The organism is Enterobacillus tribolii (genome assembly GCF_003363015.1).
In the GTDB taxonomy this organism is placed as follows: domain Bacteria; phylum Pseudomonadota; class Gammaproteobacteria; order Enterobacterales; family Enterobacteriaceae; genus Enterobacillus; species Enterobacillus tribolii.
In genome coordinates, this window is record NZ_QRAP01000010.1 from 106,989 (window position 1) to 121,697 (window position 14,709).

Consider the following 14,709-nt stretch of genomic DNA (forward strand, 5'->3'; position numbering starts at 1 on the left):
GAATGGAATGACAGGGTTACAAGATCAGGGAGCGATCCCTGATAAACCGCGCCGTATCGTTGGGAAGTCTTTTCGCCGGCGTAAGATCGGTTCGCTGGCGTTAGCGCAGGTTTGCTTCACAGACTGCATATTCACCGATCTGGAGATCGGCGATTTAACGGCGCAAGGGCTGCACTTCGAGCGTTGTCAGTTCAGAAACGTCCGTTTTCTTGGCGGTCGCCTGGATGTTTGCACGTTGCAACAGTGCCAGGTCGATAATTTCAGCGCGCAAGATTTTTCGATGTTCAATTTCTCTTGCCTTGAATCAACATGGCGGGAGATTCGCTTGCAGGAGTGCCTGATCGAGCGCTGGATGATGTCCGGCTGCCGTCTGGAGCAAGCTCAGTGGCAGAATGTTCGTATCAGTTACTGGACAGCACAAAATACGCCGGTAGACGGGCTTACCATGACCGATGGCGAAATGCAGGATGGTAACTGGCACGGATGTGTCCTGCGGCGGATCGACTGGAAAAACACCTCCCTGATCCGGCAGGTTATGGGCAGTTGCATCCTTGAAGAGTGCCGCTACAAAGACAATGCCTGCGACATATTGGTTTGGAGTTCATGCCAGCTGCGCGGACTCGATCTGCGCAATCTGAACCTCGCGAATGCCGGTTTTCAAAACTCCCGGCTGCAAGAATGCCGGTTTGAAAAGTGCAGTTTAGAGGCCGCCCAGTTCAACGGCGCAGATATTCTCCGTTGCGACTTCAGCCAGGCAAACTTATCCAACGCTCAGTTCACCGATGCGACATTGACCGGCTGTGGTTTTACTTCCGCCCGATTAACAAGAGCCTCTTTACTGCGCGCGAAGTTGGTGAAGTGCAGCTTGGTACGCGCCGATCTCAGCCATGCAGACATGCGCTACAGCGATCTGAAAACCACGCTATTACAGTCCGCCATTACCGATAAAACCCGTTTGCACGGTGCCCAGCTGCAAATACTGGACTGTGCATTACAAACACCGGAACCCCTTATGGGGCAGATCGATAACTGGTACCAGCATCATCAGCCCGGGCCTGTTGAACCTGCCCAATTTCCGCCTTTACCTTCAGGAGCCAGTCGTTATGTCTGAATTAATTCATTTTACTCCCGTGAAACGTAACAGCCAGGGAATGAAGCACGCTGCGGTTCATCCCTATCAACATGTAACGCTCAGAACGCCGGGGCCTCAGCTCGTGTGCGGACGCATCCGTTCAGAGGATGGAAAGGGGGCGTATTTAGACGCTTATCCGCATCTGCCGTGGTCGGTTGCGCCGAGTTGTTTATTGGCGCCGCAGACGGGAGATGTGGTGAGTGCGGTCATTAATGACGGGCAGATTTTTGTGACCGCCGTTCTTCAGCGTCAGCATGCGACGTCGCCTCTGGTGCTTAACAGCGACGGGGCGCCGCTGCATATCGTGGCGCCCTCGCTGACATTGAAAGCCACTGAACGTGTGGAAATTCAGACGGAAAGCCTCTCGCTTTTGTCCCGAACGTCTCAATGGGTCACGGATACGTTGCATCAGGTCGCGCAGTCGCTGTTTGTCCGTGCCGGAAATGCCCACCGGAAAGTGACGTTTGCCGATGAGGTCGAGGCCCGGCATATCAGCCAGAACGCGGAACAAAGTCTGGTGCTCAATAGCCGGATTGGGTCAATCAATTCCTCAGCCGTACTGAAGTTGGACGGCGGCCAGGTTCATATGGGGTAAGTACGATGACGGCAGCAAATACACGTGCAGGTGGAATGAGCTTTGTCGGATGCGATCCCATGATCCCCGCGCCGGGGCCAAATATTGCACCCAATTCAAACGGAATTCCCAACGTCAGCAACTACTTTTGCTGCGGCGGAAATGAGCAAAATCTGAACACGATTCGAATTTCGACAATTGATACCGGGATTATTGTGGGGGCTGCATCAGGGACTCATTCCGCCAAAATGGATCCAATGCAGGGTTCCAGTAAGTACTTTATCCAGGGTAGTCCCGCTACACGCTTAGGAGATATGAGTATGACGAATAACTACAACATGTGTACCACACAGATCGCCCCGAGCCAGACGAAGTATTTCATCAATGTCTAGAGTGTTGCGTTTTCAGGTCCTGTTTGCTCTGGCGGGGGCATTGTTATCAGGCGGATGCAGCTGGTTTTCCTTCTCATCGAATTCGGAAAGGATGCCACAGAACCGCCAGATTGATTTGCGGCTCAATGCGACGGCCAACCTGAACGCTTCTGCAAGCGGTGTGGCCCAGCCGGTAAAAATGTGTGTCGTGGAGTTGAACCGGGAGGGGTGGTTACCTCCGGGGTTGTATCAGGGGAGGACATGTAGCGACATCTCAACGGGAGGGGAGGTCATCAGAGTGACGTCATTCATTATGACGCCGCTGGAGACCCGTAAATATCAGCACGAAGTGCCTTATGAAGAGGAACGCTGGCTGGTCGTCGCCGCCGAGTTTCAGAGCCCGGGGGTTGGAAATGGCCTTATTCAGCTCAAATCAGAGGCACGTAAGGATTTCAACCCCGTGATACTGATTGATGGCAACCACATGTCGTTGTTAAACATCACAAAGCCATAAAGGATGAAGGGAAAGGAATATGCATCTAAAACAACGTGTTGCTTGGGTTGAAGGAATGTTGATGGAGCCGCAGCATTTTCAGCAACAGGAACGTCATCTGGAACATCTGATCGATATGCGGGCACGCAGTTTAGATGCGCTGGCATGGGGTTTTCATAAGCTGAGTATCAATCAGGGGTTATTAGACCAGGGCAAAATCGCGCTGAATAAGGCCAGCGGCGTATTTCCGGATGGAACGCCGTTCAGTTTAGGCGACAACGACCTGTTGCCACTGCCTTTCGCCCCTGGCGAAAACTGTCAGGGAAGTGTCGTTTGTTTATCTACGCTGATGGATATCCCCGGCAATACGCTGATTGATCTTACTCAAAGTAACCGTAGCAGCCGTTTCCGCGTGGTGGATGCAGAAATTCCCGATCGCAACCACGGCGTTGTCGCGGAAGGTACGCCGCTGACGGCAGCTATACAGCTCGGCCAACTGCAAACCCGCCTGAACGTGCGCAGCGCTATCAGCGAAGCTGAGACGCTGCTGCCCGTGGCTTATATAAAAGAACGTACGCGCGACGGGCGTTTACTGCTGGACGATAAGTTTCTGCCGCCCATGATTGATTTCCGGACAACGGGGTGGCTGGAAAATGCCACAACAGAATTGCTCGGGCTTATCGTTCAACGTCTGGAGGCCGTTTATCGGCCGGACGTTCCTTTGTCGGTGGGGGGATTGTCGGAGCTGCTGGAGCTTATGCTGTTGCAGTCGCTGAGCGAATATAATCTGACGCTCTCACATCTGTTGTCCCTCCCTCAGGTACACCCTGAGCGTTTATTTCACACGCTGTTGGGGTTATTGGGGCGTTTAAGCACAATTCCCGGAGGAGAAAAAGCCTGGGGCCGGCAGGATCTGGTTTACTCGCATATAGAGCCCCACAACGGATATCTGACCTTGTTTGCTGCGTTACGCCGGGCGTTGTCCCTGGTTATTGAGGCGCCGGCTGTGGCATTGCCGTTTGTGGAGCGGGGCGACAATATTTATCTGTATCAGAACGATCCGCAACTGCGTCTGGAAAAACTGATTTTCACCGTCACCACCAAGCTGCCGGCAGATACTGTGCGTACCTATTTCCCCGCGCAGACCAAGTTGGGGCCGGTAGAGAAGATCGTGCAGCTGATCGATCTTCAGTTGCCCGGCGCCCGCCTGATGCCCATGGCTTCACCGCCCAGGCATATTCCTTACTATCCCAACAGTGTCTATTTCGAGGTCGACAATTCCGACGCCATGTATCAGGAGATGATGTCCGGCAGCGCCGTTGCGCTCAGCATCGTGGGGGACTTCCCTGAGCTGCGTTTTGAAGCCTGGGGTCTGAGGCAGGGGAGAGTAGGATGAATGAATTTGAACGCCAAATTCGCGAAGCGATCGCGGCGGCACGTACCGGAGCCAAACATGCCGAACATTCGCTGACCAGTCCGATTTGGCAAGCGAAAAGCAGTCTGTCGTCCTTAAATGGCATCTTGCCAAGAGGACGCAGCCGCCCGGGCGCCGGAAGCGAAGACGAGGACGAGGATGAGCCGGAAGAAACCGCCGATGCCGGTTATGGGGAGAGCGGCGAATATGGGGCGCCGCCGGCATTAGCCGCGCAGCGTAACTGGCGCTCTGACGTTGGTGGGCGGCGAACCGGCGTCGAACGCCCGGGTGTATTGAATGGGCTCTGGGAGAATCCTTACATCGCAGCGGCGATGCCGCTGCTGTTGCTGGTTGAACGCTTACGCAGCCAACGTAGCGTCACGTTAGCGGAGGTTCGTCCGCAAATCGTCAGGGAACTGCAGTATTTTCAGCAGCATTTAAAAAAGCAGGGAAAACCGGTCGATGATATCGATAACCTGTCTTATTTAATGTGTACGTATATCGACGGCATATTCAGCGCCCGGCAAACCCCGTCGCCGGAACAGTTCAACCTGAGCCTGCTGGTCGAGTTTCATCGCGATGCCTGGGGTGGGGAGGATTGCTTTGAACACCTGCAGAAATATATGGAGGCGCCCCAGCAAAACAGGGATGTACTGGAGTTTTACGACATGATCCTATCCCTTGGCTTCGAAGGGAAATATCAGATGATAGAACGGGGCCCGGTGCTGCTGATGGATCTGCGTTCGCATCTGAATGCGTTGCTGTATGGTCAAAATCCGACGCAGGTGCTGACAATTGCGGGGACAGAGAGCGTGACACCGCGTCGGCGACGGGTGAAAGCGATCAAAATCCTGTGCTGGGGATTATTGCTGGCTCTGGTCGCGTACGGTATTACTGCCTGGTATCTCCATGAGCAGGCGCGCAAGATCCGCAGCGATATCCTGGCCTGGGTTCCTCCGGAACCACGCAAAATCAATATCATGGAAACGCTGCCCAACCCCTTATCACAAATCCTCAATGAAGGATGGCTTGAGGTCCGCAAAGATCCCCGCGGCTGGTTGCTGATTTTTACGTCTGACGGGGCATTCCGTACCGGTGAAGCACAATTATCCGAAGAGTTTCTGAAAAAACGCAACATTGAACGTTTGGGTATGGCATTGGCGCCGTGGCCGGGCGATCTGGAAGTTATCGGGCATACCGACAGTACGCCTTTCCGCAATAACTCGGCGAACTCAAACCTGAGGCTGTCTGAAGCCAGAGCGCATGTTGTGGCCGATAAACTTCGGGAAACGACCAATATTAACCAGACGCATCAACGGGATATCAGTTCGATAGGGCGTGGCGAGAGCGAACCGCTGGCAGACAACTCGACGGATGAAGGGCGCCGGCGTAACCGGCGTGTAGATATTCTCTGGAAGATTGGGCAGCGGGAAGCCGATCAGGCCATGAAGGATTTTCTGGAAAGCGCTCCTCCCACCACGGTTGCTCCCGTACCGGCCACTCAGCAATAGGGATTGATATGATTCGTCGTTTTTTGATTTTACTTATAGCGCTGGCGATTTGTTATGCGGTCTGGTGGGTAGGTCCATTAATTGCTATTGGGTCATATTTTCCACTGGCCAGCGAGTTGGTGCGCAAAATTATCATTGCCCTGATTTTGTGTTGGGCTTTGTGGCCTTTTGTCGCGGTCATTGTCAGCTGGATTTTCCGTCATGCAAGAGCCCCGTTACCGAAGCGTAAAAAGAAAACGCTGCAGTTAGATCGGGTTTCGGCGCGTTTCTTTGATGCGCTGCGTACATTGCAGCATGTCAGTCTGACAGGGAAAAAAACGCGCTGGGAGCGTTGGAGACAGAAACGCAAAAAGCACTATATTGACGAGAAACCCTGGTTTCTGGTTATGGGCCCTCCCGGATGCGGGAAAACCTCGCTGATATATGAGAGCGGTGAGCATTTCCTGTTATCGGAGCAATATGGTTTGGCGCAAACCAGCGATGTCGGACCGACATTGGATTGTAACTGGTGGTTGACCGAACGCGCTGTTTATATCGATACCGCGGGGGAATGGATCTTATTGCATGGGCAGAGCGAAGAAGCAGGCGATGCCAGGCAAAAATTGTTCACCATGATCCGCAAATATCGGCGCTACCCCGGTTTGGATGGCATCATTCTCTGTCTGGACGCCGGAATGTTGTTATATGCCTCATTAACTGAGCGTAAATCGCTGGCGGACACATTGCGCGTACGCGTATTAGAGGTGGCTTCCTTATTTCATACCGATATTGCGGTTTATCTGACGCTGAACAATATTGACCGATTGCCGGGTGGCGAGACTTTTCTGACCATGATCAGCGACGATTTATTGTCGGAAGGGCTGGGTTTCACCCTGACCAGAAATGCGGAAGGGCATAATGACTTCGCTACCGATGAAGCCAGTTATCAGGCCCTGTTGCTGAGGATTAACCGTTATATCCTGGAGATACTGCATAACGCACCCGATGAGGATACCCGTCATCAGCTGTTGTTATTCACCGAAAGCCTGGGCGCCTTGCAAAAGCCGTTGTTTGCTCTGCTGGAACAAGTGTTTCCTATCTCACCCCTTGGTTATTCCGGGTGTCTGCGTCAACTGTGGATGGGATGTACTCAGCCGCTAAAATCTTGGGAAGCGCTTTATCATCCTGAATTAAAGGATATCTATGATGATCGTCCCATCGGCGGAATTTATTATCCGGCTCTGAGCCAGGCTATCACCGAACGGGGCGTCCTGCACGCTACCGGGCCATTGCCGTTACAAAACCGCCTGCTTGCCCTGGGGCGTTATACCCTCGTGGCTATGCTGCTGATTGCCCTGTCGGGTTTACTGGCCGCACGCTACTTTTGGGAGTTTGATTACATCGCGTACGCGACAGCGCGTTTTGAGGAAACCAAGCGTATTGTGCGTGATATTCCTTTAACCAGTCAGGTCAATGACGATCTCGTGGCGGCGTATGAACAGCTGGGGTATATCAGCACGCAGTTTCTGGAGAGCTCCCCTCCGTTGTTAACCCCTTATTTTGAGCATCAGTTGCTTAGCCAGGCCATGCTTCAGACCTACCACCGGCACCTGAACAAGGTTTTCTGGCCGGCCGTAGAACATTACGTCGCCAATGAGCTGAAGAAAGGCACCCTTTCCTTTGATGAGGATGTCTATGACACGCTGAAGGTGTACATCATGCTGGGCAGCCCGGAACACCGTGCTTCCGAGGCGCTTGAGAATTGGTTCATGGGGCGCTGGAATGACTTTGCGCTGCAGGGGTATACGGAAAATGACCGTAAGCTGTTTCGTTACCACTTAAGTGAGTTATTCAAAGACACCTCCTCCGGCGCGCCAACGGCGAAGCTGGATGCAGAGTTGGTGCGCATGGCCCGCGTTAAGGCCATGAAGATCCCTATTCATCTGCGGGTCGTGCGACGTATACAGGACAAACCTCTGCCGCCGCGTATTGAGGACGTTACTCTGGCTGATGCCGGTGGCCCGAGTGTAACGCTGATGCTGCGCCGTAAAAGCCAGAGCACGGTGACAGACATTGCTATTCCGGGCTTCTTTACGCGCGCCAGCTATCATGATGTGTTCTTGCCGCAGCTGCAGAAAGAGTCTGAAGAGATGATCCGCGAAGAGAACTGGGTGCTCAGCGATGGAAGAGCATCGCGCGGTGAAGTGGAACTGCTTGCCGCCTCGCAGAAACTCTCTGACGAGGCGCGCAAATACTACCTGATGGAATATGCCAATCAGTGGGATGCTTTTCTGAGCGACATCCGGGTCCGTCCTATCAGCGATCTGGATGATGCTGCGTTGTTGGCGCGGCAGTTCTCCGACCCTTCATCACCGCTGGCAAATCTGGTTCGTTTCGCGGCAAGGGAAACCTCACTGACAGGGGATAATCAGAATGATGTGTCCAGCTGGTTTGGGCAGCAGCGTAACCGCCTGACCCAGGCGCGACGCAGCATACTCGACGAGATGACCGGCGAGCGCTCACGTTTTCGGTTAACGCCGGAAAAAAGCGTTGCCGATCGTTTCGAACTCCTGAGGCGCCTGGGTTATTACCTGCAACAGGTCCCCGCGGGAAGCAGCAGTGATCCGCTGGCCAGTGCCTTCGAGCAGATTTACAACAAACTTATTACGCTGTCTGCTTCGCTGCGTGCCGGGCAGATCCTGCCGCAAAACAGCGACTTTAACCGTCTGCAGATCGACACGGCCCGGCAGCCTGAACCTGTACGCAGTGTAATGATGGATCTGCTTTCCATGGGGCAAACGCAGAGCATGGAGCTGAGCAAGGAAAGCCTGAACAAAGGCGCCTCCTCAATTGCGTCAGACTTATGCCGCAGTGCGGTTAGCGGCCGCTACCCCTTTAATCGTTCCGCGCGGGAAGAGATTGGCATCGGTGATTTTAGCCGGATGTTTGCACGTGGTGGCGCGATGCAGACTTTCTTTGATGACAACCTGGGGCCTTATGTTGATACCAACGGTAGCCGTTGGCAGGTAAAACCAGGCAGTACAGGGGTGGTTACGGAAAAAACGCTGGAGTCATTCGAGAACGCGGCGCTGATACGTGACACGTTCTTTGACGCATCGGGAAAAATGGCGATGTCGATGATCATCAGGCCGGTCTCCCTGACGCCATCGATCCTCGAAGCTGTGCTCGACGTGGACGGACAAATCATCTCATACAGTCACGGCTACAGTCAGCCGGTACATGTGACCTGGCCAGGGCCCAAAGGGGGCGTTTACATCAGGCTGATGTTCAAAACGCAGGACGGGAGAATGGAGACGGTAAGTTTCGATGGACCCTGGGCGATTTTTCGAATGTATGATGCCAGCAATCCTGCCCGGCTAAGTAGTAATAGCAGAGAACTGACTATTGCTATGAATTCAGTTAACGGTTTTTTCAAAGTAGAGCTCAGCTCAACAATGAAAGATTACCCGTTATGGTCGCGGGCGTTGAGTCAGTTTTCATGCCCGGGAAGTCTTTGACAACGAAATAAGGAACCTTCATATGTTAGATCCTAAAACATTACAGTCAGTGATGCAGTCAAGTTCAGAAATGGGGAAAACTTCCCAGTCTGAGTTACAGCAACCTTTTACGGAAGGGATGAAAAATATGGAGATGTCAGGCTCAGATGCTGCGCGTGACATAATGAAATCAGTCAATCAGTCCTGTCAGCAAATGATGACGGATATGAATAAGGTGTTCAGCGGCTTACAAGATAATGTCGATGCACATCAGAAAATGCAGCAAGAGGAAAAACCAAAGGATTTCGAAACGGCCATGAGTGATTTGCGCCTGAAATTATCAACCGGGTTCCCGGAGGAAATGAAAAGCCTGTTTGATAAAATGCCTAAGATGTAATGCGCCAACCGGGCTTTTATCCGGCTTTGGCTTTTACCCTCTCATGTTAACTGCGTCAGAATAAAAGGAGTTATTACTGCATTATTGCATATAACGATTCAGGCTGAGTCTCTGCTCAGATTAACAGACTCAGGCGTTACCAATGTAGATGTGATGAGCCAGAAGAGCTTCGCCCTGGGGAGTGTTTTATCCCAGGGCGTTTTTTAGCGCCGGTGAATGCCGGTGAATAATGTTGTATCGTATTAAAATGCTGAAATATCCCTAAGCAACATTACGATTAAAAATGATATACGCTAACCCGCCCATTAACACGGTAATCAACATCAGGGGCCACAGGCTTTCCCAGATAATACCGAAACCGGCATCCTTCAGATAAATTTGCCGGGTGATATTCACGAAATGGCGCATGGGGTTAATCATGGTCAGGTATTGCAGCCATTGCGGCATGTTTTCGACGGGGGAAATAGCGCCTGACAGTAAAATTGCCGGCATAACGGCGCCGAAAGTACCGATAAATGCCTGCTGTTGGGTATGACACAACGATGATATGAACAGCCCCAAACCGACCAGCGAAAGTCCGTAGATCAACATGGAAAAATAGAACAGCCACAGCGACCCATTGAAAGGAACGGAAAACAGGAAAATACCGATCAACAACACCAGCGTTGCCTGGAAAATCGCTACGCATACCGCAGGCACGGCTTCTCCGATAAACAGTTGCCAGGTCGTTATGGGAGACACCAATAACTGATCCAGGGTGCCTTGTTCACGCTCGCGGGCAACCGAAAGGGCCGTTACCATTAAAACTCCGGTAGTGGCGATCATCGCAATTAACGCGGGAAAAACCATCCATTTAAAGTCCAGGCTCGGGTTATACCAGTTGCGAATAACCAACTCACTGTTATTCGGCTTTTCATAACCAGAACTTTCGAGCAGGTCGTTCTGGTACTGCAAAATAATCAACTGCGTATAATTGGCGGCGATCCTCGCGCTGTTTGAGCTACGGCCGTCAAGCAACAACTGAACCGCTGCGGGGCCTCCGCTGACAATATCCTGAGAAAAGTCGGCGGGAAAACGAACCAGCAGCAGCGCCTGCTGGCTGTCCATGGTTGTTTTGATCTCTTGCGGATCACGCAACAAAATGGCCCGCGAGAACGAGTCCGCCATGCTCAGGCGCTGAATCAACTCCAGCGAATGGGGGCCGTTATCCTCGTTATAAATGGCTATTGTGGCATTTTTTACTTCCAGCGTAGCAGCATAGGGAAACAGCAACGCCTGCAAAATCACGGGTAAGATCAGAACGGCGCGGGTATCCGCATCGGAAAACAGAGCCTGCATTTCTTTCGCGATCAATGTCCATAAACGGTAGAGCATAGAAACTCCCTAATCCAGGCGTCGCAGGGTTTTACTGGCAGTCAGCCAGATCAGTACAACGGCCGAAGCAACCAGAAACAGCAGGTTAGTGACCAGTACGATGCCGATGTTTCCCGCCAAAAACAGCGTTTGCAATGCGCTGACGAAGTAACGTGCGGGAATGAGATACGTCACCGCCCTGACCACGGCCGGCATGCTGTCGATGGGAAAAATAAAGCCGGAAAGCATCACCGCGGGCAAAAAAGCGGCGTTCATTGACACCAGTGCCGCGTTGAACTGAAGGCGCGTTACCGTAGAGATCAACATACCCAGCCCGAGAGCGCTGAGCATAAACAGGCTGCTGGTGAGAAATAATAACGGGTACGAACCGCGGAAAGGAACGTCGAGGAACAGGACCGACATCAGCATGCAAAGCCCCATCACGCCCTGGCCCAACAGATAATAAGGGATGAGCTTAGACAGCAGAAACTCGGCGGGGGTAATTTGGGTGGAGAGCAGCGCTTCCATGGTACCCCGCTCCCATTCGCGCGCGATCACCAGCGAAGTGAGAATCGCGCCGATAACGGTCATGATGATGGTAATTGCGCCGGGCACGATAAAATACTGGCTGACCGCCGCCGGGTTATACCAATAACGTATCTGGGGATCGATCAGCGGCTGGTCGTTGCGACCCTGATCGGAGCGTTGTTGTAACTGCCAGATTTCCCAGATGCCTTGCACATAACCCTGCACAAAGTTGGCCGTGTTAGGGTCGCTGCCATCGGTAATCACCTGCAGCGGCGCCCGATCGCCCGGGCGGGCCAGTTTCCGGGACAGATCTGCGGGAATAACCACCATGCCGCTGATGTGGCCGGCCTGCATCATTCCGGTCAGTTCGCGCCGGCTGCTGCTGAGCACGGGGTTGATATAGGGCGTTCCGACAAAGGCGTGGACGAGATCGCTGGCGTCTTTGCTTCTTTGTTCCACCAGGATCCCCAGTTTCAGCCGATTGGAGTCCAGGTTGATGCCGTAGCTGAAAATAGCTAACAGCATTAATGGAATAACGACCGCAATCAGACCGGTGCCGGGATCACGCAGGATTTGCAGCATCTCCTTGATACACAAGGCATACAGGCGTCGCCAGGAAAAACGGTCGCTCTTCATTGCGCCTCCTTCGCATCGTAATTTTTGATCAACGCGATAAACGTTTGCTCCATGGTCGGATCGGGGGTTTGCTCGCTGGTAACCTGGTGTTTAAGGGCGTCGGGCGTACCGATGGCGATGATTTTTCCCCGGTAAACCAAGCCGATGCGGTCGCAGTATTCCGCCTCTTCCATAAAGTGAGTCGTGACCATCACCGTGACGCCCTTATCCACCATGCCGTTGATATGCAACCAGAATTCTCTGCGGGTGATCGGATCAACGCCGGAAGTGGGTTCATCAAGGAATAAGATGTCCGGCTCATGCATCAAGGCGCAGGCCAGTGCCAGGCGTTGTTTGTACCCCAGGGAGAGGGAATCCGTTTTCTGATTCAGCAGGGGATGCAGATTGAATGCGCCGGTCATTTCCGCCATTTTATCGCGCTGCTTTTGGCCTCTGAGACCATAAATACCGGAAAAGAACTTCAGGTTTTGCGCGACCGTCAGGTTGCCGTACAGCGCAAATTTTTGCGCCATATAGCCCAGGCGCTGGCGCACGTTACCGGAGCCGGTCTTAAGATCTGTCCCCAGTACCAGCGCCTGCCCGGCGCTGGGCACCTGTAATCCGCACATCATTTTGAAGGTCGTAGACTTACCGGCCCCGTTGGGGCCGAGCAGGCCAAAAATTTCCCCGCGCCGCACCCTGAAATTGACGCGATCGTTAGCGGTGAAGCTGCCATATTTTTTGGTTAATTCCCTGGCTTCAATAACGGTCTCATCCGGGGGGGCGTCAATGGCTGACAGAACCTCTGTCAGGACTGACTTGCTGTCCATGCTCCCCCCGAGCAAATCGATGAATGCGTCCTCAAAGCGGGGAGGTGTGTCGATGATCTTCGCCGCGAACAGGTTCAGATCGCGTAATAACCGGTGACGGTCGGCTCCCTTTTTCAGGCTTAGGCGCAAATATTTACCCTGAATGACGCCGTCGCCGACGTCAGGCAAACAAATTGCTTGCTGTAATAAAGCGCGATGGCTGATTTCCTGCGTTTCAATGAGCACGGTACGGCCCGCCATTCCCTGCGTCAGCGTTTGTGGCACACCGTTGAATAACAGCTTCCCCTCATTGAGGAGCAGAATATCGCTGCACCGCTCGGCTTCATCAAGGTAGGATGTACTCCACAGAATCAGCATGCCGCTATCGGCAAGTTCGTGCACCATACGCCACAACTCGGTGCGTGAGATGGGATCGACGCCTACGCTGGGCTCATCCAGCAACAGAACCTGTGGTTGGCCGAGCAATGTGCAGGCCAGCCCCAGTTTTTGCTTCATACCTCCCGAAAGTTTACCGGCCATGCGATGGGTAAAGCGCGTCAGATCGGTAAACGTCAGCAGCCGGTCGAAAGCCTGTTTACGCCGTTCGCCCCTTACGCCGCGCAGCTCCGCATAAAGTGTCAGATTTTCGATGACGGTCAGGTCTTCATACAGGCCGAATTTTTGCGGCATGTAGCCAAGAATGGTGTGCAGGCGCCGATCCTGCGTAATAGGATCTAATCCGGCAACCTGTACTTTACCGCTTGTCGGCGTCATCAGGCCCGCCAGGATACGAATCAGCGTCGTTTTCCCCGCGCCGTCGGGGCCGATCAACCCGGTTACCACGCCGCTGCGCAGTACGGTGGTCAGATCGGCGATAGCGGGTGTGTCACGCGCGGGAAAATGTTTTTGCAGTGACTCCAGCTCAATAACGTGCGTTGGCTTGATCATGTTGCGCCAGACCCGGGTTATTTCGCATCGTCGGTAAAATGGAGCGTCACTGGCATCCCCTGGCGCAGAGCGTCATCCGGATCGATAACAATAATGCGCAGCCGGTAAACCAGATCGGTACGCAGGTCCGGCGTTTCTACGTTTTTAGGGGTGAATTCCGCGCTGGGAGAGATAAAGCCAACTTTACCCCGGTAAAACGTGTCCGGGTGGCTGTCCGTAGATATTCTCATCTCCGCGCCTGGCACGATTTTGCCAAGCTGGGTCTCTCCGACATAGGCCCGCACCCACACCGGCTTCGTCAGTGACAGCGTCAATACCGTCGCACCGGCGTTGAGAAGGGTGCCCGGCTCTACGGCGCGCGTCAGCACCACGCCGTCGGAAGGAGCGAACAGGGTTGTATCCACGACATTACGCAAAGCCTGAGACGCGGCGGCCTCATACTGCAATACGTTTGACTGGGCTTCTTCGATCTGCTGCGGACGGTTGCCGTTCAGAAAAACGGTAAGCCGGTCTTTTGCGCTTTGCAGGGCGGCTTGTGCCTGATCACGGGTAGCGCGGGCGTCTTCCAGCGTGTTTTCGGGAATCAGCCTTTGCTTCCACAGCTTCTGCTGGCGCTGAAAAAAACTGTTGGCGTAGTTGTAGGCGGCAAGGCGCTGCGCCACCTCGGCGCGCCCCTGGGAAATCTCTTCATCACGATAACCGGCTTCCAGTAATGACAGCCTGGCTTTGGCGCTGGCGACATTCGCCCGTGCCTGCTCCATGGCATCCAGGTAAGGGCCGGCGTCAAGTTTGCCGAGCATCTGCCCCTCTTTGATCTCGTCACCCTCATCCACGTTGAGTGAGGCAAGCCGACCGGAAACCCGGAACCCGATATTGACTGAGCGGGTATCCACGTTGCCATAAAGCGTCAGTGGTTTTTCCTGGTGCTGATAGTATTGGTATCCATAATATGTGGCAGTACAAAGCAATATTACAATGACGATGGTTATAAGCTTTTTTTTACTCATAATATGCATCCTGCCAGTCGGGTTGCGGCGTATTAATGTTCTGGGGTTATCTATAGAGTCTTTACTTACGTGCTAAGGATT

Annotated in this window: 12 protein-coding genes; 8 read left to right on the plus strand and 4 right to left on the minus strand. The window is 53.3% G+C overall.

Annotated elements, in window-relative coordinates:
* Nucleotides 1-7 precede the first annotated feature (7 nt).
* The 8 genes from C8D90_RS18540 to C8D90_RS18575 are packed head-to-tail and all read left to right on the plus strand — an operon-like array spanning nucleotide 8 to nucleotide 9,368.
* Nucleotides 8-1,111, plus strand: coding sequence for a pentapeptide repeat-containing protein (locus tag C8D90_RS18540; RefSeq protein ID WP_115459951.1), 1,104 nt, complete (start codon nucleotides 8-10; stop codon nucleotides 1,109-1,111).
* A complete protein-coding gene (locus C8D90_RS18545; protein ID WP_115459952.1) occupies nucleotides 1,104-1,727 on the plus strand; it encodes a DUF3540 domain-containing protein in 624 nt (207 codons plus the stop codon). Before C8D90_RS18540 ends, C8D90_RS18545 begins: the two co-directional genes overlap by 8 nt.
* Nucleotides 1,728-1,732: 5 nt before the next feature.
* Nucleotides 1,733-2,098 carry a PAAR-like domain-containing protein gene (locus tag C8D90_RS18550; protein WP_115459953.1) on the plus strand — a complete coding sequence of 122 codons (366 nt, stop codon included), beginning with the start codon at nucleotides 1,733-1,735 and terminating at the stop codon, nucleotides 2,096-2,098.
* Nucleotides 2,091-2,591, plus strand: coding sequence for a type VI secretion system lipoprotein TssJ (gene tssJ, locus C8D90_RS18555; RefSeq protein WP_115459954.1), 501 nt, complete (start codon nucleotides 2,091-2,093; stop codon nucleotides 2,589-2,591). Before C8D90_RS18550 ends, tssJ begins: the two co-directional genes overlap by 8 nt.
* Before the next feature lie 19 nt (nucleotides 2,592-2,610).
* Entirely contained in the window at nucleotides 2,611-3,966 is a 1,356-nt protein-coding gene (tssK, locus tag C8D90_RS18560) for a type VI secretion system baseplate subunit TssK (RefSeq protein WP_115459955.1), read from the plus strand.
* Nucleotides 3,963-5,495: a type IVB secretion system protein IcmH/DotU gene (gene icmH / locus C8D90_RS18565; RefSeq protein WP_115459956.1), complete on the plus strand. Its 1,533-nt coding sequence runs from the start codon at nucleotides 3,963-3,965 to the stop codon at nucleotides 5,493-5,495. The genes tssK and icmH overlap by 4 nt, the downstream gene beginning before the upstream one ends.
* A gap of 8 nt (nucleotides 5,496-5,503) precedes the next feature.
* Entirely contained in the window at nucleotides 5,504-8,992 is a 3,489-nt protein-coding gene (tssM, locus tag C8D90_RS18570; protein ID WP_230473055.1) for a type VI secretion system membrane subunit TssM, read from the plus strand.
* Between the two features lie 22 nt (nucleotides 8,993-9,014).
* Nucleotides 9,015-9,368, plus strand: a complete 354-nt coding sequence (locus tag C8D90_RS18575; RefSeq protein WP_115459957.1) for a DUF6277 family protein — start codon at nucleotides 9,015-9,017, stop codon at nucleotides 9,366-9,368.
* Between the two features lie 261 nt (nucleotides 9,369-9,629).
* Here the strand turns inward: C8D90_RS18575 and C8D90_RS18580 are convergent, their stop codons facing one another.
* Genes C8D90_RS18580 through hlyD form a run of 4 tightly spaced genes read right to left on the minus strand, consistent with a single transcriptional unit; the run spans nucleotide 9,630 to nucleotide 14,628 of the window.
* Nucleotides 9,630-10,742, minus strand: coding sequence for an ABC transporter permease (locus tag C8D90_RS18580; RefSeq protein ID WP_115459958.1), 1,113 nt, complete (start codon nucleotides 10,740-10,742; stop codon nucleotides 9,630-9,632).
* A 9-nt stretch (nucleotides 10,743-10,751) separates the two neighbouring features.
* Complete coding sequence (locus C8D90_RS18585) at nucleotides 10,752-11,885, minus strand: ABC transporter permease (protein ID WP_115459959.1); 1,134 nt, start codon at nucleotides 11,883-11,885, stop codon at nucleotides 10,752-10,754.
* Nucleotides 11,882-13,621 (minus strand): ATP-binding cassette domain-containing protein, encoded by a 1,740-nt coding sequence (locus C8D90_RS18590; RefSeq protein ID WP_115459960.1) that lies wholly within the window; start codon nucleotides 13,619-13,621, stop codon nucleotides 11,882-11,884. Before C8D90_RS18590 ends, C8D90_RS18585 begins: the two co-directional genes overlap by 4 nt.
* A 17-nt stretch (nucleotides 13,622-13,638) precedes the next feature.
* The gene (gene hlyD, locus C8D90_RS18595; protein ID WP_115459961.1) at nucleotides 13,639-14,628 is read right to left on the minus strand and encodes a secretion protein HlyD; all 990 of its coding nucleotides are present in this window, start codon (nucleotides 14,626-14,628) and stop codon (nucleotides 13,639-13,641) included.
* Nucleotides 14,629-14,709: the final 81 nt, after the last annotated feature.